We start from the raw sequence: 23929 nt of genomic DNA, 5'->3' as shown, positions 1-23929 counted from the left end.
CTTAAGCGAAGATAGTTCAACAATACATTAATTTACTTCATAATCTTATATTTTTTTAGAAAATAATGTTTTTTGATCAGTCGCTAGTTCTGAAGAGTCAATCTCCTCTGTTATAACAGATTTTAGAGCAACCGCACCTACAGGCAATGCTTTTTCAATAATTAAGTCTGAGCCTTGTTTGGCTAGCCATTGCTGTAATTTGGTAAAATCACCACACCAAAGCGTTTCTATATCTTTGTCACGATTATGATCATTTTCAGAAGTCAATTTAACTGCACGTACCTGCATACGCGCCGCCTCTGCTTTACCGGCTAACTCTATACCATAGCCTGGTGTGGACGGATTGCGTAAAACTAATCGCCCATCTTGCACCCACTGAGTATCCATACCGTGTCGTACTTCATATCCAAGACTAGCCAATCCTTGCAAAATGGCTTGTTGTCTGTAAGTCGCTACATTTTTTTCGGTTATTTGTGCTAGCGTTTGTTCACACCTATCAATTAATTCTTTCAATTGGTTAACATCAATCACATCAAGTGTATTTAGATCAAAATCTAAAGGTTCCATTGTTGTTTGGTGTAATTCGGCTAATAATAATTCTAATTTTGTTTGTAAAGCTCCACGCTCCTTGGCTTCTTTAACTGCTTGAGCCAAGTCTAACACAAAACTATCAAGCAATAGTTTCTGACGGCTATGTTGAAACTCTTGTTCAATAACATTTAAACGCTCAATAAATACATCATAAACTTCTTTTCGCTCAAATGATAATTCAGCAAGATAGAGTTCAATTTTATGTATATAAGGGTCTTTTTGTAATTCAATATTTTGTTTCTCTATCCAGCTTGCAAAAGTTTGCGTGGTGTCATCTTCCACCATACGATTGAGCAAAGCTTTTTGCTTTTGTGAAAGTTCTGTGGTGTTGTTAGGCTTGAGTAAATTAAAGGCTTTAGTTAAAAGTTGATTAATATTACCCTGATATTTACCTTTAATCGCTTCCTGTAAATCGTTATTTAATTCATCTGAAAGTACCACTTGTTTATTATTTAATAAATTAACCACAGCTTTGATATTTTCTTTTGCTTGCTTTTCTTCAATTGCTGCTTGGCTTTTTGATGCTACAATTAATTGTCGGCGTTTTGCAATATCATCTTCGAGAATGGTTATTTCCATCGGTACAAGTTTTTGTATTTCTACGAAACGCTTTACTTTTAACATCTGATCAAAGGTTTTTCGTTTTGCAATTGTCTTTTCATAAAACATTTCATCTGTTTCACCCAATTTATCCATTGAGTTTTGCCATTGCTTAATCGATTGATCAAGACGGGCTAAATGGCCTTCACAAGTAGCCGTGACTTCTTCTAGCGTAACAATTTTGACAACTTTTGGCCCACTCATTGACTTACCTCTTGTGTTAATACAGTTTCAACCAACGTTTTTAAACGTTTCTTTTCTTGTTCTTTATTTTCGTACCAATTATGTGATGAAATACGTAAAATATTTGGAATTGCATGTCTTAAAACCGATTGTCGCCAAATTTCACGAGATCTAGCATGAGTTAATAATGGATTAATAGGCGCATCACATTCAATACCTATGCTGTATAGTTTCGTTGCTGGATCTTCAATCGCAAAATCTAACGCAAATACTCCATTACCCGATTGACGTTTATATCCTACACCCATAGATTGGATGAAAGCTTCAACATCATCAAGAAAAGCATCTTGTCTTTTAGTCTCTGCCCTTTCAATAACAAACTGACTATTTCCCACAACCCGATTAAGTAAATCTTTACTATACTCAAAATCACCTTCTGACAATGCTTTAGCATAGGCTAAATAGCACTGTAAATAATCTCTAGGCGTAGTTGGGATCTGTTTGCCAGATAACATGTCAGAAATATCGCCTATTGGCATTGATGAGACTAAAACTACTTTTTTACGGGCCCTTGTAATGGCCACATTAAGCCTTCTTTCACCACCTTGTTGGCCTAATACACCGAAATTGCGTCTAAATATTCCTTTCTCATTGCATCCAAAAGTTGTCGAAAACACAATAATATCTCGTTCATCCCCTTGAACATTTTCAACATTTTTAATAAAAATCGACATATCTTCGCCGTTATCTACCCGTTGATTTTCTTCTTTATAGATGGTGGCAAACGTTTTATCTTGAGCTGCTTTTTCATAAAATATCTTTTCAATTAAATCAGCCTGTTTTTTATTAAATGTAACGACTCCTATAGAAGGACGCTTGCTCGATGACTGCTGCCAAATTTCGGACACAACTTGAACAACTGTATTGGCTTCTTTTGGATTTGTCTGCTGTTCATATACACCATTTGCCCATATATACTCTATCGGCTGAGCTTGTTTAATTGTGTTTAAAGGGTGACGAACTGGTATATTTAATTGATTCATATAAAAAGCGGCATTCGAAAAATCAATTAACTCTCTATATGCCGAACGATAATGAATTTGTAAGCTCGTTGTAGGTAGCACCGAACGAGCAAGTTGCAATAAATCAGGACAATCCATAATTTCTTTTGAGTTCCATTGGCCTTGCAATACTTCTTGCTGTTCTTCATTGGTTAATTCAGTATTTAAATTTAGATCTAAATCTTCCTCAAGTTCTACTTGTGCACTAAAGAAAGAGCTAGGTGGCATTTGTTTTTCATCCCCACTAACGATCGCCACTTTACCTCGGTAAAGTGAGGGTATTGCATACTCGACAGGCATTTGTGAAGCCTCATCAAAAATAACCACATCAAACAAACCTGCCTTTAGAGGTAATAGCCGACTCACAATATCAGGATTCATTAACCAAATAGGTCTTAAACTCATAAGACCTAAAGGCTCACCTTGCTCAACAAACTCTCGTAATCTTCTCGCGCGTTGCCCTGTTAATCGTGTAATATCCTCCCATTCTCTAGCACTCGCCAACTTGTCGACAGGAATATTGTGCCTAAACAGAATGTTATTTAACTCTCGGATCTCTTCATCTGCAGTTGCTAAAGACTCAATTTGTTGTTGTATTTCATCCGCATTGGTTAGCAGTACAGGGTTATCTTGCTCAATACGCGTTTTCCATGTCTGTTTAGCCTCATAATTTAATAGTTGTCTAAAACTTTTATCAAGCTCTGTAACAGGTAAACAATTTAAGTCCTCCTGATAGAACCTTAAACGTTCAAACAATTTAATCGCTTTAGCTGATAGTTGCGGGACTCGTTTTCTAAAATATTGGTAAGCTTCAAGGGTATCAAGAACACGATTAATTTCTATCAGCAACAGAGATGAAACTTCATTTTTTTCGATGGCAGTTTTGCAGTATCCATAAAGTGTATCTTCAAAATAACTCACTAACGGCAACAGTGCCTCTAGGGAAGTTTTACGTGATTCATATCTTTCAAAAGCGGCATTATAATCATTTAATAAGTGTTCAAATGCTACTTTACTTTGTAGAACTGATTTTTCAACTTCTTCACAGTGAGGAGCAGCCATAATCCTTTCAGCCCATTTTTTCACCTCCTGCAAACCTGTTACTATTTCACTGACGATATTTTTTATATTTAGATTTGTACGATTATCAGGCACAGGCAATTGCAGTTTAGCGCATATAGCCTGTATTTCTTGACGTATTGGGCGATATTCCTGCTCAAGCACTAATGCATTATAGAGTTTAGGAATACTCTCTAAATTTGGCAATTCTCCTTGTAATGCTAAAAATGCTAATAACGCTCGCTTTGTTTTATAACGTTTAATACTTAAGAAACCATACCAAGGTTTAGGCATTACCATCAGCCTTGCTTTGTCTGATAAATCATTTAATACATCAGACTCTAACAAGCAAAGTTTAAGCGATAAATCACACCAACTGCTTTCATTTAACAATGCTAAGCGCTCTTGTAGTAAAGTCAGTTGGTTAATTAGTAAATCGCTTTCTAACTCAGCAGAAGCATCTGTATTCGGCTTAAACAGAGGCAACCATTTTACTAACCGCGATCGGATACTTTCTGAAATTGTTAGAAAATGATTTCCCTCGGTTTCAATCCATTGCTGGTAGGGTTTTGGATTGTCTATCTCAAATCGAGCTCTACTACTCAACTTATCTATTCTTAGCTGCTCAACGGTTAAAAAATAGGTAAAGAATTTTTTAAAATCTTCCAGCGTCGCTAAATCATGGGAAAAAGCTTTTAAATGGACTAATGGGCTATTTTCATAACAGGCAGGCAACCAAAAACGCACTAACGGCGCACACTCATTTTCTAAATCCATTAACTGTTGTGGATTGCAATCACTCACCGCTGATCTTAATTGAGGTGCCGCAAATAACTGATAATCTTTATTAATACCAATTAATTCAGCAATCAACTCTCTATAACTTAACCATATTTGAGGATCTTGTTGATGTAACGCCTCATGATAACTATCTAAACGATTTTCTAAATCTGTAATTTTGGCTGCAACTTGCTTACGTTTTTCGATCCAATCTGTTCTTTTAGGAGATTTAAATAATAGATCCAGTTGTTCTCGTATACTATTTATCACCGTATTTCTATCCGCATTAATATCATTGATCATGATACTGCGTGCATCTAGCCCTTCGGCGGCTAATCGTTTATATACAACTTCTAAGGCAGCTTTTTTCTGGCAAACAATCAATACGGTTTTATTTCGACCAATAGCATCTCCCACCATATTTACAATTGTCTGACTTTTTCCTGTCCCAGGAGGACCTTCAATTAGGAGTCCTGATTCTTGTCGTGCTTGCAAAACAGCATTTTCTTGCGAAGGGTCACTAGCCACCGAAAAATAACGATCTAACTCTACAGGCTTTTCAGGAATCTCAGCAAATGCTTGATAAGGTTTCAAACGTAATGCCGTTTCTAATGCGGTATTAACTGGTGATAATTTCTTTAAACGGTTAAGTTCTTCACCAATAGATTGACCTAAGAAATTAACATCAAATAAGACAGCTGAACATGCAAAGCACACTTCACCACGTTCAGTTTCAACGTTAATAGGTAGATTTTGTACTTGTTGAGACAATACACGCCCCAAAGCAGTCAATGCATCCATGACCTCAAGTGTCGTCAGGGCAGATCTGGATAATAACTCATCTATAACGCTTTGCCACCCCTCATACAAGGTCTTTCCTAACATGCCTTCTAATGCAGGATTAACCCTAATTTCTTCACGTTCATTATCAAAAGCTAAAGTGATACGATTGCGAACGCCCATATCATAATTAAGCTTAATGGGCCAGAGTAATAGCGGAGCAATACGAGGTAATCGATAATTATTAGGTTCTTGATAAAGTAAAAATGGAAATCCCATATATAACCCATCAATACCTGTATCTCTTCTATAGAGATTAGATTGACGGTATAAATTATTCAACTGATACTCAATAAGACTATTGGCTTGAAAAGCAGCCACATCAATGGCTTGCTGTCGGCTATTACGCTGTACAATATGATCTAACAACTTATTAGCGGGTGTTATTTCCGTACCCAATAAATTAATATCGACACGCCCAGTGTACATTCCAAGGTGCATTCTCACCAAAGGACCTTGCAATATAGAGGTAGTGGCTTTTTTATGAAAGAAATCTATAACCTGATAGGTATACTGACGTTTATGTGGTTTAACCCATTTTTCAAGCCCAATACTTAATAAAACCAACAATCTCGTTAATGGCATGCGCTTTTCAAGACGGTATTGCTCTACCCATTGATCGACTTCATCCAAGTCTGTACTGGCAAATCCCTCTATCCTTTCATTTAGCTGTTGATAAAGCGTTAAACGAGGCTGCACGATCAACGTTCTTAACGCATTATCATCCATATCAAGATTAAATTTTCTTCCTAGTGAGAGTGATTCTTTAACTACAGTATCTAATGATTTAAACTGCCCAAGTTCAGCGCTAAGTAAAACAATTAAATCTTCTTCGCTAATGGTTCGTCTCTCTAATAATGACATTAGCCCTGCGTTATTCGCATCTGGAAACAAGGCACTTTTTTCCGACCATATTGCTGCTAATTGAGCTCTTGACGCTGATAACAAATGGATCTTTAAAACTTCTTCATCAAGTTTTATTTGTAAGTTTAATGCACGCTGGCGAACCATATTCGCACGCTCATGTAAACGCCATAACCACACCTCAGATTCTTTTAGTATGCTTGGAATATCACCTGTAATAAGCTGGTAACCATCACTAGGGTGTTGCAGTAACCAATTTGGCGTTACAATATCACCGACTAGAATGAGCGGAATATCTGGATTTAAAATCTTTAACACCACCATCAATTGCATATCTGGTGTTAAATCCTGTTTACGCATAACCTCTCTTATGGAAGCTAAATTTGTTGCGTCGTAAGCTGTTTGCTCTAACCATGTCACTAAATTTCCTCGAGATAAAAGCTCAACCGCTTCCTGCCAATTAACAGGATTTGCCGCATTTAACGCAAATAATTTAATTCTATAGTAGTTTTTTCCACCTAAGGAAATGCTTTTATCAAGATCAATGTCTTGTGCAGTCGGTTGCACAATTTCTGCCGTCTCTACAGACTCGCCATTAATCCATGCTTGGACTTCATGCCATTGCCAACGCTGATGGTGGTCTTTAGTCAACAGTCCTCTTAATAATAATTGTAACCGAGGGTCTAAAGTGGTTGGAATATCTATACCATTGGCCAATACCTGAATAATAAATGCTTGTGTATTGATGCCTTCAAAGCATTTACCTTGTGTCAATTGCTCCAGTAGAATAATACCCAAACTCCACCAGTCGGAAGCGACACTCACACCGCCTGCCACGACTTCTGGCGCGGTATAAAAAGTAGTCGTTAAAGGTGATGTAACTTCTAAATCAAATTCGGAGAGTCTTGCCGATCCAAACCCTGTGATCACTAAATCCAAAGGCTCTTTGGTTCGTACTAATAAATTATTCGGTCTTAAATCACAATGACGTAAACCTGCTGCAGTAAAAGCATTTAGAGCTTGACCTAGCTCTGTTAGAACATGGCGAATAGTATCCATGTCATTAATGACCATACCAAGGTCAGCTAATACTCCACCAGTTAATTCTTCTGCCACAACGTAAGCTTGATCGTTCCAACGGCCTTTACAAATAATTTCCGGCACATGCTCACGAGGAAGATTACGTAAAACCTCATATACATCAATATTGGGTTCATAACCAGCATGATAAAGTGTTAAAACGGCACGTTTTTCATCTTTCAATCTTTTAACCAAATAGCGTTCACGCACACCATCCGTTTGGCTAATAAGTTGCAGTAACTGCCAATTATCAATGGTTGTAATATGAGAGTCGCTTACGAGTTCTTCTTGGTTAGAAGATATTTGTTCTGTATTTTCAGAGCTATCTATCTCGGCTAAATCTGCACCACAATCCATGCAAATTAAATCACCAGCATCCATGATATGACCATTAACACAGCGCGCCACAGGATTTTCAGGCAATACATCATTAACCGTTATAACATTCTGGGGACGCCACCCAGTCTCACTAATAGTAACGGATGATAAATCCCAACCACAGACATCACCGTTAATAACTCCTTCACAGAAAATCTCATGAAGAGATCGTTCTGTTTGACAATTAGGACAAAACCGCATCATTGCCATTCTATAATCCTTAATACTTTACTTTATCAGTGGTCACCTTTAGCTGGTGCCCCTGCTGCTTTAAAATAGTTTGTAATTTTACGAAATCATCACGTTTAGGGATGCCAGCGAACCAAACGACCCCTTCTGCATCAAACATTACATCCAACACGTTATCATCGGTTGTAACTGCTTGTTGATAATAAGCAAATTTTTCTTTTGCTTGTGGTGTAAAACAGTGTAAGCGTTGATTATCACTGCCTCTTAACCTTAAAGTTTGTGAGGCTTGCCGTTGAAAAGGGTCACTGATTAACACATCGATGTAAGGTTTAATTTGCTGTAATTGTTCAGGGATATCTTCAATGCAATACCCTGTATACAATAAAATATCGACCTTTGTTTTTTTACGCAACTGAACAACAATGGCTAACAATGCATCAAATTGATCGAATGGCTCCCCTCCAGAGATAGTAATCCCATCCACCAAAGGTAAGTAAGAAGAAAGTGCCATCATCAATTGATCAATCGGAATTAACGTTTTTGCTGTTGCCCAAGTATCAACTGAAATACACCCCTCACATCGTAAACTACAGCCTTGAAACCAAATACCTAGTCGCCTACCCGGCCCTAGTGTTGTCACAGGAAAATGAACGCGCGATATACCAACTTTTAACACCATTTACTCCAAGGTTAATTTTCCCACTTGTAACTGAGTAACCTCCAATGCTTGACCTGCTTGAGGGTTTAACTTAAACAACTCACGAGCCAATGGATTTAATAAATGAGCCTCAATCTGATTACGTATTCCTCGACCGCCATTTGATAGATCAGCTAAAGCAATCTTCTTCAAACTTTGTAATGCCTCTGGAGTAAAAGATAAAATCACCCCTTGTGTTTGTAAATCTTCAATCACACCATCAATCATTTGTTGGAATATCTGCTCCGCTACATCAGGGCGAATAAAGTCAAATACAATGATATTTTCGCCTATTCGATTCAAGATTTCAGGGCGATTTAAGACAAATTTAAAATGCCGCTCAATTTCATTTTTAACTTTTGCTTGAACATCATCAAATTGGTCATGTGCAGAAACGTTAGCAATACGCTCTCCTGTTTCGGTCAGTTTATAAATTCCAAGATTGGATGTAAAAATAATGAGAGCTTCTGAAAAATAAACACGCTCACCTCGCCCTGAGGTAAGAACACCATCATCTAAAATCTGCAAAAATTTATCCATTACACGAGGATGAGCCTTTTCGATTTCATCAAATAATACGACGCTAAACGGTTTTTCACGTATTGCATTAGTTAGCTCTCCTCCTACATCATATCCCACATAACCAGGAGGTGAACCAATTAAGCGCTGATCTGAAAATTCTGAACTAAACTCAGACATATCAAAGCGAATATAAGCGCTTTCATCATTAAACAGTAAACTGGTAATTGTCTTGGCAAGCTCTGTCTTACCTACGCCAGTTGGACCTGCTAAAAAAACTACTCCGCGGGGTCTATTGCCTTTTCGGTTAGTACCAACTCCCGTAATCGCACGCTTTATAATATCTAGCATATGGACAACCGCATGATTTTGTCCTTTAACTCGTTGATATACGAAGTCATCGGCTTGTACTATTTTTTCACGATCAATTTTCTGCCAAGGGTCTTCCGTTACACCAACTTTATAACGCCTTACGGCATCAGTTATGTCATTAATGGTCAGTTTTTCAACTCTTGCCAATGTGGTAATAGCATTCATATCTAGCAGTAACATACCCTCTGTACTATTAACAAAGGTTGATTCCGCTTTCGCCAGCAACTCTGGACTTGTTTGTTGCGAACCTGGAATACCTTTTATTAATGCAGAAGCTAATGCTCGACGAGAGGCGCTGTCTGGCTTAGAAACTGGTATATGTCGAATTCGGGGATTATTCATTAATAACCAGTCAGGTAAATCGCCCTCTTTTTCTACCAACCAAAGTACAGTATTAAAAAATGGGGTACGACTTGCACCAGCAGGTCTGGTATTCACTTGATGAGAAAGGACTAATGCACGCGTAAACAGTTGATGCTCTGCTGCACTCAGATTGTCAGCTCGAATGGTCAACTGTGAGGCAAAATCAATGATCAATGCAATAGGTTCGTCATTAAGATTAACAAACTTTTCTAAAGCATTTCCTAATAAATCAATGCCTGCAACAGCCTTTCCATTTTCTGAAGTTAACCCTATTTGTTGTAATAATTTATCAATATCAATAGCGGGTAAATCAGGCGTTTGTAAACCATAGAACCCTAATAAAGGATTCCAAATAAGTACTTGACTATACCCTACATTGCGCAGAGCACGATATAACGTTAACTCAAATGTTTGTGGTGTGATAACTTGAGGAGCTACTTCACACGCTTGTAAATCCCTAATATTACCCGACAAAACAAATTGACTTTTTAAAGGTAAAAACCTAACTAAATCACGCATCCAACGTGGCTTATTAAACTGATAAGTCATGTACAAAATCCCTTAATAACACACCCTCAATAATCTAAATCGTCTATTATATAGAAACATATTGATATAACTAGCATTTCTTTAAAAGATTAATGATATTTATCATACTAACCTATTTAGCTTCCCACCCTTTTTATTGAGTTGAGCACAAAAAAACTATTACTGACAATCAGTCAATGGCTCCTAATCATTTTACTTAAAATTATTTATTTTTTGCTTTAAAAACCTCACCTCTCCCTAAAGCATACCGATTATCAAGCTTCATAAGTCATAGGTACACATCGGTTTTAAACAAATAGTCTATCGTCCAATCAATCTTATCGGTTTCATTGCAATGCACCATTCTCAAATAATAGTATTTGTAATTTGCTATTTGTTATTTGTTATTTGTTATTGCAATTAAAATAAAGTTCTCCGCCATTGATAATATCCTTTTGCCTGAATTCACTTACTTTAGCAATGTGATAATCACTTCGTCTTTTTAGTTTGCTAACCATAAAACCTATTTGGTTTATTTTAAAAAAATCATCAATGTCAACTATTTATTTTAGGAGATATTTTAATTATCTATATGATTATACGAAATATTATTTGATTTAAAAGTTCTTTTTTTATCACAAAAAATTTATGATTTTTTATTTAAAATTATCATTAATTCATACAGTTAATTTTAACTAAATAATGTAATTTAATTATTTGTAAATATAAATACTAATAACGCAATTAAGAACTTGTTATGCTATTTGTGAATAAATATGTCTCATACAAAGATGCTAAAAAGTATGATTTAAATAATTTATGGAATAAGTACATTTACTCTATGCAGAACATGCCCGAAGCCTTGAATCACTTTGACGTCCATTAGCATGCTTGATATGTAGATAATGAGCGAGGCTATTGGCTATTTTACTATGGTATTTTAATGAGTGAAGAAAGTTGTTCGGGTTATCCTGAGCCAAGTAATAAAGAGGTATTTATACTGCATGTAAATGACCAAAATATTGAATTTATTTTAGCTCACCATGGAATAGAATCTACTGACTTATATCCTATCCATTTTTCTTATAATCTTGTGCCTATGGCGCCGGCTTGTTTGCCAAACATGTCTCGGAAGAGCCTAATTACCATATTTAAAGAGGCGTTAAATGTCTATAAATGCAGTGGTATTAGGATTTGGAAAAGAATGCGAAATCACTTATTGAGTTTGATTTTTAGCCTTTATTAATCAATAAATGATTATATCCTAGGAATAAGACCACACAGAGGGATTTACGGCAGCAAAGCAGAGAAATTAGAAATATACATCAATGTGTATAATATCAAAATTATTTACTTGAGATATATTCAAAATCTCAAGTAAATAAAAAATCCTCTAATTCATTAAAAAGTTTTATTTTAGCTGTAGACTAGGTGATAGTTTAGTGGCCGCAAAAAACGTATAGTCGAAATCGACCAAATCATGAATATAAAAAGGATCTGTTTTCATAATATTTTGTGCTTCTTCAATCGAATCACTCATTACTAAAATTATACCCCCGGATTTATCTTCCAGAAGCCCAGATGCTAAAAATTTATTTTTTGCAAAATAATCATCTAAAAATACATTGTGCTCATCAAGTTTTGCAAAAATTTCTGGCATAGGTTTTTTAAACTTTAAAGTTACAATTATCATTTTTATTCCTTATTTAAAATCTATTTAATTCAATCTAGTAAATTTCGTATTTCAAAAAAATCACCTGATGTAATTTTCAGTGTTTCGATATTATTTAAAACATGAATTAGGTCTTTTGCCCGTTGTTCTGGACTTACTAAATAGTTATTCTTCTGAGACATTCGTTCAGCTAATTTTTTCAATTCTAAAAATTGATTTATATCTGGATTGTCCAAAGACATTACACGAGATATTTGAGAATCAAAAATACATAATCCAATCACAGCAAAGAAAAGATGTGGATTTTCCAGTGCATATATTTTCATCATCATATTTAACGCAGACTTGGACACGGCGTAAGCTGACATTCCTTCTCGCGCGCGAACTCCTGAGATAGAAGCAGATACAATAATCTGTTCTAACAACAAGTTTTCACGATTTAAGAAAAAATCTAATAAAATCTTATAAGAAAATAAATTTACTGAAATGACATAGTTGAAATCATCAAATTTTTGTTGATCTAAACGAGAGAGTTTAGGAATTAAACCTGCATTTAGATATAAACGGTCAAGTTTTTTGACTTGTTGTAAATCTGAAAACTTCTCTAAATTTTCCGTTATAGATTTTGACTGTGATAAATCTATACTATGATGGTAAAAATTTTCATATTTTTGTAACTCATCACATTTACTACGCGAAATACCATATACATGGTCTCCTTGTTTTAAATGATAAAGAGCGAGTTCCCGACCTATTCCCTTACTCACTCCAGAGATAAAAATATTTTTTTTCATAATGATTAACTCTAATTAAATTTACCAGAATTAAATCCTCCATCAACGGGTAATATAACACCTGTTGTATATGATGATTTTTGACTTAATAACCATAAAACACTATTAGCAACTTCTTCAGCAGTACCAAATCTTTTCATTGCAGTAATCGATAGTTTTCTTTGTGTCTTCTCAGGATTTTTCTGTAAATTCTCTTCATTATTCATTCCGCCTAATATAGGGCCAGGCGCTACAGCATTAATACGAATTGAGTGCGCACCATCATGATCAACAGCACATTCTATAGCTGCAACTTGAGTTAACATATTGATGGCCGCTTTACTTACAGAATATGCTGCTTGCATTCGTAATGCTTGCAATCCTGCACATGATGATATATTTACTATCGCACCAGATTTATTTTGAGAAATTAATTGAATTTCTCGCTTCAGACAATGTGCTGTACCTGTCAAATTAATATCAATAATTTTTTTCCACTTATCAATATCAAGTTCCGAAATATTACTGTAAGGGGCGGTTACACCAGCATTGTTTACAGCAAAATGCAAAGTTTTAAATTTGTCATGTATATGATCAAATGTATCATCAATTTCTTTAGAATTTGATATATCACAAGCCAAAAAATGACACTTACCCTTTATATCATTTAGTTCAGGTTTATTTATATTTCTCCCTAAAACAATTATATTTGCTTTTAATTCAAGAAGCTTATGGACTAAATGAAGTCCCATACCATTTGTACCGCCAACAACAACAATGTTCTTATCTTCAAAATCAATATATTCCATTTTAGTCACTCATATTTAATTTTAGGATTTCTTAAAAAATCGGGATTAACACAGCAATAAACTCTATCCAAGTCGGGGTTACTTTTGTCTCTAAAACAAAATCCATCATACCTACATGCATTGATTTCAGTATTTTCAAAGTATTTAGGTAAGAGATTAGGGTCTGCAAACAACGCCCTTGACATACCGATATAGTCAATTTTATACTTTTCGAGTAGTTCATTTGCATCTGATATTGATCTTACTAAACCTGTACAACCAACAGGTATTTTGGTTGTGAAAGATTTAATCTTATTTGCCCCAGAAAAAATTCTATTTTTAATTTCCGGATCATAACCACTTAAAAACTTATGAAATGTTTCTCCTATACACATTGAACATTCTATTCCATCAATATTTAATCTTTCCAGATCCTCTACGACTTCTTGTAAATACTCTGGTTTCTGACCTTCATCATTATCAAAGCAATCATCAATTCCCAAACGAACAAAAATACTTAGATTGTAGTTAGTCTTCACTTGAATGGCTTCAATGATTCTTCTGAGTATGAGTGCTCTTTTTTTGGGATTTCCGCCGTAGTCATCTGTACGCTTATTTGTATAAGGCGACAAAAAGCTACTAATCAAATATCCATTGCCTGCCTGAATTTGAATAGCTTTTCCACCAACCTGCTGAACTAACCATGCAGCATGAGCAAACTCTTCAATCACAGTTTCAATATCGCTTATAGACATTTCTACAACTTTGTCTTCTGGAAATTTTTTACTCATTCTTTTACAAAATAGACCACTAGGTGATAATAAGGGGCGTGCTGTATGGCTTGATGAACCTTGTGCACCATAATGCTGAAGTTGAACTACGACTAAAACATTTTTTTCATCTGCATATTCTAAAATAGGTTTCAGCGCTTGTGCATGCTTCAATTCATATAAAGCTAATCCTCTTTCATGTAAACGAGAGTATGGTGACACGGTTGAGTTGCCGATTTTAATCATACCGACACCCCCATCAATAATTTTTTTATAAAAATCAACTAATTCACTTGTGCATTCACCAGAAGATGTTGCCAAATCTAACCCTATTGATGATAAAAACAATCTATTTTTAATTGAAATTCCACTTTGAAACTGTAAAGGCGTTAGTAGATTGAAATTATTCATATTTATTTTCCCTAACTTATTAAATATTTAGCGCTTCAAACATCCTACGATGATAAAACGACGTATTGATTATATTATTTAATGTAAGTAATTGGGATTTAGATAAATTATCAAATAGCAAAGAAAGGCAATTATTGTCCTCTTCTTTTATTTCATGTTTTTTTATAGAAAACTCATGCTTATCCATCAAAACCACATTAGAAACGTTATGCATATTTGTTCCATCATTTTCAATGATGATTCCAGTTAAAGATAAACATATTATCTTTTTATGTAAAACCTCACTATTTTCATCACTCAATACTTGCAACTTCATATTTTCATCAAAAGGATAAAAATTTAATGCTTTGAGGTAATTTTCATTTCTTAAACGAGGGAAAATACTCATTGGGATAATCCCACCAATCAAACAGAAAGTTCCTGTAAGTTTACCTCTTTGATAGAACCACGCTTTCTTTTCAATAGTTTTAGGTTTAAATCTACGCACATAATCTTTGTGCGAAAATAATAACTCTACAGGATAAGATGAGACGGTATAACCTAAAAAATTGACTTCAAGATTTGTCATTGAAATGGAAACTTCTTTGAAAACATGTCCAGAGGTTGAGTAAACATAATCGTATACTGCTTGTCTTGCAGCTTCAATCAACATCATGCCAGGAACATGCTCATGACTTTTCTTATAAAAATATTGATTTTTTATATTATTAAATAGGAAATATGAATGGACGATGGCTGCACTTTGAATATTAGAAATAATTTTTTTATCATTGTTATCAATTGGAAGAACAGTTGGTAGTAATTTACTTCGAATGATTTCTTCCAAATGTAAAGGAACATAACCATGAATCAATTCTAAAGTTTCATCATCAATTGGTTTGTAAAACTCGGTCAAATGTATATCAGGAAATAATTCATAAACGATACTTTTAGGTATTTGCAGAGGCAATGTTCTAAGTACGTATATATTTTTTTCACCAGATCGACACAGTTTATAAACTGCTTTCAATAAACTTTCTTGTTCGGGATTGTTTGTAATTAAATCGTTGAAATCATTTTGTTCAATGATATTCGCTAATACAACATCAGCTTCATAAATAAGAACATCTTCAAGTTCTGTTTTATGAACTAGGTTAGGGGTAACTAGCTCCTTTTTCGTCATCATTCACTTTCTCCATTTAATTTATATTATTTATAACGGTACTCTATATTCTTGAAATTATGTTTTTTATTGATATTAATAAATACAGCTTTTTTTATAAACTAAGGAACTATCTAAATGCGAATTTTTGGCAATTAATATTAAAGTATCATCTCCTTTTTAAATAACTATAAAAATGAATTAACCTTTCTAAATCTGGTTAATTATGATCCAATTTATCAGATCGTTTAACGGGTTAAATTCCCATTATTTATCCTAAAAAATTTAAAATTCTAAATAGCCCCCTTCATCACAAAGATGATTAATAATTTGCATTTTATAATAACTTTACGCAAAAAATTTTAAGAAAAATTCAAACATTGATAACTGATAAAGTCTATACTTTGTTATCGATAAATTATCTTATTCAATAAGTTATCAAATATTTCAATAGTAACCTTTTGCTTGGTATTCATATGCTAATTTAATAAGTTTTTCATATTGTTTATCTTTAGGAACATATTCAGACAAAATATACTCTTGGTAATCTTTGAAAATAGTATCTATTTGATTCTGTTCTTTAATAAATGCAGAACCATGTATTATGAAAGGATAAGTATATACTCCACCAATATAACTAATTGTTGCTTGTAAATGCCTCAGTAATTCATTAACAGATACACCTACAATACCTCCAGGAGTATGCATTTTCTCTGTTCCACCTACAGAAACAATTGTACTGAATTGCTTTCCAATAAGTTTTGTTCCTAATTCGGTTCCTTTCCTACCATAAGCAAAACCAGGTGTAAAAATTTCATCAATCCATTTTTTTAAAATGGCAGGATAGGAATACCAATATAATGGAAATTGAAAAATAATACGTTCGGAATCTAATAAGCAAGATTGTTCATCTTCTACATTAAATCGATTATTTATACACGATTTGGAAATATCGCGAATCACCAGATTTTCCGGTTTGGACGAAATTAATTTTTCTATAAGATTTCTATTAACAAAAGAGCCATTTAAATCTGGATGAGCTAGTAAAAGCAAAGTCTTTTTCATTATTTAAATATCCTAAAATCAACTAATAATTTATCGCCTAAATTAAAAATAACAGATAATCGGTATGGTGTAAATGTATTTATTTGCATCATTTTTCGATCAATATTTATACGTTAATTTAATTGAGAAAGATCAAAATATGAACAACGAAAACACTCTTTGAAGCTCAAAAAATAGGCAGATGTCAACTGTATAATCTAGATGACAATGGCAGGAAAAAATATTAGTCAAAAATAGGAGAGCAATTTTAATTGCTATTTGATGACTTTACTTGAGCATCACATTATTTAATAAATAAAATTCCAATATCTAAATATCCATTAAAATGTCCGTTAACTTGTTATAAAAATGTAATAATATCAAAATATATCATTACATTTTGTATGAACTTTTATTTTTAAAAATAGTATCGAAATAATTATCAATAATATTAATTATGTTTTAAATATTTTTTCCTTAATTGATTAAGTTTGCGAGGTTTTAAACGTGATTGTGTTAAAAGATTTTCAATATTCTGGTTATAATCTCATTAATTTCTGACTTTTAGTTTTGTATTTATTCAATCCCTCTTGTCGTTAGCGTATAACCTTTCTGATAAGATAGTTAGTTTCAATTTCAATAACTATAATTCATCCATTGATTCAAATTATAAATAGTAATGCATTTTATGATATTGCAACTCATTTTAATTTTTTCATTACAATGCAAATAGGATAACTGAAGTTAAAACTAACCATTTTTTATCTAAAATTTTTAAGCTTAATTAAATAACTTTATCAACAATAATTTTTTTTGCTGTTAGATATTGTTCATCATTAAGATTAATCGATTGATCGGTGATCACTCGGTGGATTGATTCGATTGGCTTTAATTGATAGGGTTGTTTTTGACCAAATTTTGAGGAATCAGTAATAATGATGTTTTCACAAGGTTTGGTTAATATTGTATTGACTAATTCAGTACGCATTTGGTTTCGTCCTGAAAAACCTGTAGTTGGTAAAAAACCGTCAATACCAATAAACGCTTTGTCAAAATGTAAATGTTTTATCGCAAGGCAAGCTAATTCACCCACAACGCTTTCACTTTTCTTTTGATATTCTCCTCCAATTACAATCACGTTTAAATCGGTATTTTTCAGTAATTGAGCAATGTAATAACTGGAAGTAATTAAAGTGATTCGGCGAGTGTAGGCTAAATGCCTTGCTAATAAGGCGTTGGTACTCCCTCCTTCAATAAAGATATGTTCATCGTTATTGACTAGCGAAGCTGCGTATTCTGCAATCTTTTGTTTTAATGGAAATTTTATTTTCATACGAGCATCAAGATTGTCGCTATCGACCGCAACAGCATAACCATGCTCTCGTTTTAAATAACCGTTTTGCTCTAAAAAATTGAGATCATGACGAATGGTCACAACAGAAACATTAAATTGCTCAGCTAAATCATTGACACTAACTTGATTGAGTTCATTAACTTTATAAATAATCTCTTGTTGCCGTTCATTCATTAAATAAAGCATAGTCACCTGTTATAAAATTGCCATATCCATATATTAATATATGAGTTAACACATAAATAAAAAATAGTAATGAATTAAATCTTATTTGTCATTATAAAAGTGGCAAAACTCGATTTAGTTATAAATTTCTGTATTAATCTTTTAAAAACGCACACTTTGAATCAATAAAAAAAGAGCTACACCAGTAGGTCTTTGCTTTAATTTCTGAGGTTGATAATTATCATTAATTAGATAACATGCCCTGTTATTGGGATAATGTCATCTTGAGTATCGGGTGATAGTGCTATAAAGAATGCTGAATAACCAGGAATACGAACAACTAAGTCACGATATATCCATTTTATTATTGAATAAAAACTTGATTCTATTATTATGACAAATGTAACAAAGGTTAAATAACAAATATTTATTAATAATATCAAATCAAAAAGATATATTAGGAATGAGAATACATTAGGGAAGATTCTGTGAATAAAAAAATACTATTTTTAATCATGCTATTTATGAGTCGTTTTGCGCAAAGTCAAGAAGTAACTTGGGATCTAACTTTTGATAACGTCTATAATTTACCTACAGTAATAATGGAGTTTCAAGGTGAAAAAATTCCTTTGATATTGGACACGGGATCTAAAATAGATTTACACCTACCAATGGCTTTAATTAATAAAATTCCTAATAAAACTGAAAATTCAAAGAAAATAAAATATATTGATTTATCAGGTAATACTGAAGAAGCTAGATCGTTTATTGTCGACAAGTTAGCATTAGACTCTCTTATTTTTAACAATGTACAAGTCCTTGAATATAAAAGCTGGGGCTTATTTATGTTAAATGATCGTACTAAGACTGATCATGATAAAGAGGAAATTGATGCAGAAAAATCATTGATTGGACTTGGTCTGTTTAAAGATTATGTATTAACTATCAATTATCCTGAAAATAAAATAACAATATCAGATGTTATAAAGGTTTCTGATGATTTAAATAAAAATTGGTTTTCTGTTCCCTTTTATTTAAATAATTATGGTTTAGTTATAAATTTGTTTGATGGCTCAAAAAACTACGAAATGATATTAGACACAGGAGCTTCAGTGTCAATCATAAAAGAAGAATCACTTTCACCCTCTTCAAGTAAAATTAGCTTACCTAAATATAATGTTAGATATACACCACTTGAAATGACGGACGCAGCTAGTGTTAAAGTTGAAGCAATTATAATGGATTCACTTCCTGATAAATTTAAATCTGATGGGATAATAGGATCAAATTTTTTCCGTACAAATATCGTTAAGATCGATTTTAGAAATAAGCAAATGTGGGTTCAACCTGTTGTTACAGAATAATTTCAAATTAATAAATCTAATTGAATCATTAAAAAAGACCTACATCAGTAGGTCTTTGCTTTAATTGCTGTGGTTTATAATGATCACTAACTAGATAACATGCTCTGTTCTTGCGATAATGTCATCTTGAGTATCAGGTGATAGTGCTGTAAAGAATGCTGAATAACCAGCAACACGAACAACTAAGTCACGATATTGATCCGGATGTGCTTTAGCTGCAAGTAACGTATCACGTGAAACAACATTATATTGAACATGCCATCCTTTATGGACTTCAAAGAATGTTCTTAACATCATCATGAGTTTTAACTTATCACGCGGATTGTCTAAGGTTGATGGGTTGAGTTTTTGGTTTAAAAGCACGCCACCAAGAATTTTATCCGTTGGTAATTTACCTAATGAGTTAAATACTGCTGTTGGCCCTAAAGTATCAGTACCAGATGATGGGCTGGCACCTTCAGCTAATGGTGTCCATGCTTTACGTCCATCTGGTGTCGCCGCAGTTTGTGCGCCAAATGGCACATTGGCAGAGATAGATGAAGTACCTGCGTAATAAGTACCACCAATTGGACCACGACCATAGCGAGGGTTATGATAATTTTTTAACTCATCAATATAATAGTTATATAATTCAGCTAAAAGATAATCCACTTCATCGTTATCATTACCGTATTTCGGCGCATTATTGAGTAAGCGTTGACGTAATTGTTCGCCCGCAGAACCTTCAAAGTTTTCAGCCAATGCTTTAGCTAAATCGGATTGTTTGATGATGTGTTCATCGAAAATTAGTTTTTTAACTGCTTCAAAGCTGTTAGTAGTATTGGCAAGTCCGACTTGTAAGCCTGATACCCAATCATATTTCGCGCCACCTTGTTTAAGCGTTTTACCGCGTTCAATACAATCATCAACTAATACTGAGCAAATAATGTCATGAGCATTTTCTTCTAAGATAGTATCAATTACATACTCAATTTCGATTGATTTTCGAGTATAGTAGCGAATTTGTTTATCCCATTGGGCTTTAACTTCGTCAAAACTTTTGAAGTTATTTTTACTAAGTGCTTGTTCTTGCGGTAGGTAAACAACACCACTGGTTGCATCTTTACCGCCCTCTAAAGTTGCAAGTGCAACACGAGCAAAGTTAATAAAGCTCATCCCCGTACAGCGATATCCCCATTTACCCGGCACTGCAGTTTCAATACAGCCGATAGCAGAATATTGATAAGCGTCCTCACGTTCTACACCGAGTTTAATAAATTCAGGAATAACGATTTCGTCATTATTAAACGCTGGCATACCAAAACCACAACGAATAACTTGTACGCAAGCATCTAAAAAGTCATCACTCATTCCAGCATGATAGCGTACACTTAAATTAGGTTGAGTTGATTTTAATCGTCCGCAAGACTCTAAAATAGCATAAGATAATGAGTTAACTGCATCAACAGCGACATCATCTACCAGTTTTTGACCGCCAATTGTCACGTTTTGATACATCGGACTACCGGCTGAGCTTTTAGAGTGTGAGCCTGAACGGATTTTATTGACTTCTAATAGTTTTAACCAACAGCTGTGCAATAACTCAATTGCCGCTTCGCGAGATAAAGTTTTTTCTTGCTCAACATCTTTTTCATACCATGAAGAAAGATATTGATCCATGCGACCGAACGATACTGAGTGACCATTTGATTCAATTTGTAACAATAACATAACAAAATAACATAATTGTACAGCTTGCCAGAATGTTTCTGGTGGTCTATGAGCGATAACATCACAGTTCTTAGCAATCTGTAATAATTCATCTTTACGCCATGAACGTTCTTCTTTAGTTGCCATTTCACGGGCTAATTGAGCATAACGTTCAATGTATTCACTCATGGCCTGCATTGAAATTTCAGACGCTTTTAAGAAGTGATCTTTATGAAAATCATCAAAATCAGTGGTATTGATGCGACTACGACGTTCTTTAATTTTGTCAATAATACCATCAATGCCTTTTTCCAAAATAAATGGGAAGTTAACAGCAAGATGAGCATCACCAGAATTCATATTCCCTTCGGCTTTGATCATAACAGTATCAAGCAATGATTTGTGTTCATCACTGAATAGTGCATAACAGCGGTCAAGTACCGTTTGGCCGTGCCACCATGGACAAATGCGGTGTAAAACTTCTTTATCTTGTTCGGTAACTTCAAATCCTGCACCAGGGCGATCACCTAATACATCTATCTCTTTTTCAACCCAACCAACGGTATATTCTGGAAATATTGGTGCAGCTCTTGGTGAACTTGCTTGATTACCAACGATTAATTCATCGTGTTTTATCCAAATTGTTTTTTTACTTAAATGATTTGCTAATGCATAAGCGCGACGTAATACAACTGGTTTTGCCAAATGTTCTTGGTAAGATTCGGTATAATGTTCTGCACGTTCTACGCAAATCGGTGGTTTAATAATATGAATCAATGCATTTTTATGTGCTTTAATCCTTGGTGTGACAGTAGTAAGGTCTAGAGTAGACATAAGGTTCTCCTTAGTTATCCTCGTAAAACAGCGGTTAACTGTTTTTGTTTGGCATAGTTGGTTGCAAAATCAATGATATTTTCATCGTTTAGAGGTTCTTTCGGTGCGTGATAAGGCAGATCGAGCATTTTGTATTTGTTGATACCTAAAGTGTGATATGGTAAAAAATGGATCTCATCAGTCGGTATTTCGCTAGCGACAAAATCGACAATACTTTTTATCGATTTTTCATCAGCATTGAATCCTTGAATTAATGGCACTCGGACAATGATTTTTTTGTTAGCGTTAGCAAGATGTTGGAAGTTTTTTAAAATCCGTTTGGCTGAACCTTTGGTCCAAGCATAGAAAATAGACTCGTCAGTATGTTTTAAATCAGCTAAAAAAAGATCTAAATACGGTAATGAAGCTTCTATGTTCTTCCAAGGAACATGCAGACACGTCTCAACCGCGGTGTGATAGCTTTGTTGCTTGCAAGCAGCTAGAATTTCTTGACTTAATTTGGGTTGCATAAATGGCTCACCGCCAGATAATGTTACCCCTCCACCAGAACGTTGATAAAAAGGACTATCCTTGTTAATGGTTTGCATCACCTCTTGTACTGACAACGATTCACCACACACAGTTAATGCTAAACTTGGACAAATATTTTGCATTTTTTTATAATCGGCTTGTTCAAATTCTTTCCGATTAATCCGAATGTGTCCATTTGATTTATTAATTAAATTTGGGCAAGATGCAGAACAAAGATCACAATCATTCATGCAAAGCCTTTCATCGAACAGAATTTCTTGCTTAGCGGATTGACTTTCTGGGTTCTGACACCAAAAACACCCTAAAGAACACCCTTTTAAAAAAACTACTGTTCGAATCCCTGGTCCATCATGAGTGGAATATCGTTGTAAATTAAAAATCATACATTGCCTCAATATTTTTTCTACATAGTAATAACTTTCGAACGAAAGTGTCTGTGATCTAGATCACATTTTTAGGTATTAAAATCAAAAGTAAGATCTTGATCACGTTTTTAAATTGAATCATTTTTTTGTGAATTATTAATCTTTCGGTCCTAAATTTATTTAATCCTTAATCAAAAAAATATGAGGAAGAAAAAGAATATTTTTTAGGTATTAATGTTGGTGATGCTAAAACCGCATGCGGACTTTTTGATAGCAATAACAATTTAATTTTAAAAAATACCTGCTAATCCTAATTTAGAAGCACAAGCTTTTTTGATGAGAATACCGATAATGTCAATATAATTCTTAAGGATAATGATGTTCAGAATTCTAATTTTTGTGGTGTTGGCATAGGTATACCTTTTTATATTTTTATAAAGAAAGTTGTATTATGAAAACGGCAAACTTACCTAAGATAAAAGATTTTCTGCCAGCAGTTATTTTATATAAAAAGTTAGGCGGAAATATTAGAATCATGCTTGATAACGATGCACATACAGCAACATTAGCTGAACATCGTAATGGCGCTAGGCGTGGTTTTACACATATGCTTTATTACTAGATTTTTGAAAGATATTTTATTGATAATAAATTATTTTGTCGGCGTTATTATAAGGCAGGAAAAACTAAACATATGATTACAACTAATATTGAAAAGAAAATGCATCAAGTGGCAACTGAGTCTTGTTCAGAAAATGATACCATGAAAAATATGCTAGGTAATGTTCAACCTCAAGATGTTTATGCAGCTTTAATTGCCACTAACCAATATGGCGAAAATTATTTATCAAGAAAAAATAAGTAAAATTTGCCCTAACCCTAATTAATACTCGAAATCATAGAAAAATTATATAAATAGTTTCT

Annotated in this window: 17 protein-coding genes and 1 pseudogene; 4 read left to right on the top strand and 14 right to left on the bottom strand. The window is 33.9% G+C overall.

All coding sequences use genetic code 11. The features are described 5' to 3' along the window. Positions 1-45: 45 nt before the first annotated feature. The 4 genes from H3T96_RS02200 to H3T96_RS02185 are packed head-to-tail and all read right to left on the bottom strand — an operon-like array spanning position 46 to position 10125. Complete coding sequence (locus tag H3T96_RS02200) at positions 46-1395, bottom strand: hypothetical protein (RefSeq protein ID WP_144093047.1); 1350 nt, start codon at positions 1393-1395, stop codon at positions 46-48. After that, on the bottom strand, positions 1392-7640 hold the full coding sequence (locus tag H3T96_RS02195; RefSeq protein WP_144093129.1) for an AAA domain-containing protein: 6249 nt from the start codon (positions 7638-7640) through the stop codon (positions 1392-1394). Before H3T96_RS02195 ends, H3T96_RS02200 begins: the two co-directional genes overlap by 4 nt. A 16-nt stretch (positions 7641-7656) precedes the next feature. Beyond that, entirely contained in the window at positions 7657-8304 is a 648-nt protein-coding gene (locus tag H3T96_RS02190) for a 4Fe-4S single cluster domain-containing protein (RefSeq protein ID WP_086318528.1), read from the bottom strand. After that, the gene (locus tag H3T96_RS02185) at positions 8305-10125 is read right to left on the bottom strand and encodes an AAA family ATPase (RefSeq protein ID WP_198248573.1); all 1821 of its coding nucleotides are present in this window, start codon (positions 10123-10125) and stop codon (positions 8305-8307) included. A 922-nt stretch (positions 10126-11047) separates the two neighbouring features. Between H3T96_RS02185 and H3T96_RS02180 the strand changes: the two genes are divergently transcribed. Beyond that, on the top strand, positions 11048-11350 hold the full coding sequence (locus tag H3T96_RS02180; RefSeq protein WP_144093049.1) for a hypothetical protein: 303 nt from the start codon (positions 11048-11050) through the stop codon (positions 11348-11350). Positions 11351-11515: 165 nt separating this feature from the next. Here H3T96_RS02180 and H3T96_RS02175 read toward each other — a convergent pair whose 3' ends face one another. From H3T96_RS02175 to H3T96_RS14945, 8 genes and pseudogenes are all read right to left on the bottom strand, one after another. Then, on the bottom strand, positions 11516-11797 hold the full coding sequence (locus H3T96_RS02175) for a YciI family protein (RefSeq protein ID WP_086327238.1): 282 nt from the start codon (positions 11795-11797) through the stop codon (positions 11516-11518). Positions 11798-11826: 29 nt separating this feature from the next. Beyond that, on the bottom strand, positions 11827-12570 hold the full coding sequence (locus tag H3T96_RS02170; RefSeq protein ID WP_144093051.1) for an SDR family NAD(P)-dependent oxidoreductase: 744 nt from the start codon (positions 12568-12570) through the stop codon (positions 11827-11829). An 11-nt stretch (positions 12571-12581) separates the two neighbouring features. Then, complete coding sequence (locus H3T96_RS02165; protein WP_086351343.1) at positions 12582-13358, bottom strand: SDR family NAD(P)-dependent oxidoreductase; 777 nt, start codon at positions 13356-13358, stop codon at positions 12582-12584. 5 nt (positions 13359-13363) lie between these two features. Beyond that, positions 13364-14518, bottom strand: a complete 1155-nt coding sequence (locus H3T96_RS02160; protein WP_144093054.1) for a hypothetical protein — start codon at positions 14516-14518, stop codon at positions 13364-13366. Positions 14519-14537: 19 nt separating this feature from the next. Then, positions 14538-15683, bottom strand: coding sequence for an AfsA-related hotdog domain-containing protein (locus H3T96_RS02155; protein WP_144093056.1), 1146 nt, complete (start codon positions 15681-15683; stop codon positions 14538-14540). A 423-nt stretch (positions 15684-16106) separates the two neighbouring features. Continuing rightward, a complete protein-coding gene (locus H3T96_RS02150) occupies positions 16107-16724 on the bottom strand; it encodes an NAD(P)H-dependent oxidoreductase (protein WP_144093058.1) in 618 nt (205 codons plus the stop codon). Positions 16725-17487: 763 nt separating this feature from the next. Next, entirely contained in the window at positions 17488-18231 is a 744-nt protein-coding gene (locus H3T96_RS02145) for a DNA-binding transcriptional regulator YciT (RefSeq protein WP_144093134.1), read from the bottom strand. A 239-nt stretch (positions 18232-18470) separates the two neighbouring features. After that, positions 18471-18575, bottom strand: a pseudogene (locus H3T96_RS14945) (hypothetical protein); the annotation flags it as partial. Positions 18576-18710: 135 nt separating this feature from the next. On the opposite strand from H3T96_RS14945, the gene H3T96_RS02140 reads away from it, so the two are divergent. Further along, complete coding sequence (locus H3T96_RS02140; RefSeq protein WP_144093061.1) at positions 18711-19586, top strand: hypothetical protein; 876 nt, start codon at positions 18711-18713, stop codon at positions 19584-19586. Positions 19587-19676: 90 nt separating this feature from the next. Here H3T96_RS02140 and H3T96_RS02135 read toward each other — a convergent pair whose 3' ends face one another. Both H3T96_RS02135 and H3T96_RS02130 read right to left on the bottom strand, forming a co-directional pair. Further along, positions 19677-22109: a formate C-acetyltransferase/glycerol dehydratase family glycyl radical enzyme gene (locus H3T96_RS02135; RefSeq protein ID WP_144093063.1), complete on the bottom strand. Its 2433-nt coding sequence runs from the start codon at positions 22107-22109 to the stop codon at positions 19677-19679. Between the two features lie 14 nt (positions 22110-22123). Further along, positions 22124-23023, bottom strand: coding sequence for a glycyl-radical enzyme activating protein (locus H3T96_RS02130; RefSeq protein WP_144093065.1), 900 nt, complete (start codon positions 23021-23023; stop codon positions 22124-22126). 433 nt (positions 23024-23456) lie between these two features. Here H3T96_RS02130 and H3T96_RS02125 point away from each other — a divergent pair, with 433 nt between their 5' ends. Beyond that, positions 23457-23627, top strand: coding sequence for an ROK family protein (locus H3T96_RS02125; RefSeq protein WP_144093067.1), 171 nt, complete (start codon positions 23457-23459; stop codon positions 23625-23627). Positions 23628-23699: 72 nt separating this feature from the next. After that, positions 23700-23870 (top strand): hypothetical protein, encoded by a 171-nt coding sequence (locus tag H3T96_RS02120; RefSeq protein WP_186279285.1) that lies wholly within the window; start codon positions 23700-23702, stop codon positions 23868-23870. Positions 23871-23929 lie beyond the last annotated feature (59 nt).

Origin of the sequence: Gilliamella sp. W8136 (genome assembly GCF_016101285.1) — a bacterium.
Taxonomy (GTDB): Bacteria; Pseudomonadota; Gammaproteobacteria; order Enterobacterales; family Orbaceae; genus Gilliamella; species Gilliamella apicola_N.
Note: the sequence above shows the minus strand (reverse complement) of the source record. Positions and strands in the feature narration are given on the sequence as shown.

Coding starts and splice junctions, on each gene's coding strand:
- H3T96_RS02200 (WP_144093047.1), bottom strand. CDS start 1,395: ATGAGTGGGCCAAAAGTTGTCAAAATTGTTACGCTAGAAGAAGTCACG.
- H3T96_RS02195 (WP_144093129.1), bottom strand. CDS start 7,640: ATGATGCGGTTTTGTCCTAATTGTCAAACAGAACGATCTCTTCATGAG.
- H3T96_RS02190 (WP_086318528.1), bottom strand. CDS start 8,304: ATGGTGTTAAAAGTTGGTATATCGCGCGTTCATTTTCCTGTGACAACA.
- H3T96_RS02185 (WP_198248573.1), bottom strand. CDS start 10,125: ATGACTTATCAGTTTAATAAGCCACGTTGGATGCGTGATTTAGTTAGG.
- H3T96_RS02180 (WP_144093049.1), top strand. CDS start 11,048: ATGAGTGAAGAAAGTTGTTCGGGTTATCCTGAGCCAAGTAATAAAGAG.
- H3T96_RS02175 (WP_086327238.1), bottom strand. CDS start 11,797: ATGATAATTGTAACTTTAAAGTTTAAAAAACCTATGCCAGAAATTTTT.
- H3T96_RS02170 (WP_144093051.1), bottom strand. CDS start 12,570: ATGAAAAAAAATATTTTTATCTCTGGAGTGAGTAAGGGAATAGGTCGG.
- H3T96_RS02165 (WP_086351343.1), bottom strand. CDS start 13,358: ATGGAATATATTGATTTTGAAGATAAGAACATTGTTGTTGTTGGCGGT.
- H3T96_RS02160 (WP_144093054.1), bottom strand. CDS start 14,518: ATGAATAATTTCAATCTACTAACGCCTTTACAGTTTCAAAGTGGAATT.
- H3T96_RS02155 (WP_144093056.1), bottom strand. CDS start 15,683: ATGATGACGAAAAAGGAGCTAGTTACCCCTAACCTAGTTCATAAAACA.
- H3T96_RS02150 (WP_144093058.1), bottom strand. CDS start 16,724: ATGAAAAAGACTTTGCTTTTACTAGCTCATCCAGATTTAAATGGCTCT.
- H3T96_RS02145 (WP_144093134.1), bottom strand. CDS start 18,231: ATGAATGAACGGCAACAAGAGATTATTTATAAAGTTAATGAACTCAAT.
- H3T96_RS02135 (WP_144093063.1), bottom strand. CDS start 22,109: ATGTCTACTCTAGACCTTACTACTGTCACACCAAGGATTAAAGCACAT.
- H3T96_RS02130 (WP_144093065.1), bottom strand. CDS start 23,023: ATGATTTTTAATTTACAACGATATTCCACTCATGATGGACCAGGGATT.
- H3T96_RS02125 (WP_144093067.1), top strand. CDS start 23,457: ATGAAAACGGCAAACTTACCTAAGATAAAAGATTTTCTGCCAGCAGTT.
- H3T96_RS02120 (WP_186279285.1), top strand. CDS start 23,700: ATGATTACAACTAATATTGAAAAGAAAATGCATCAAGTGGCAACTGAG.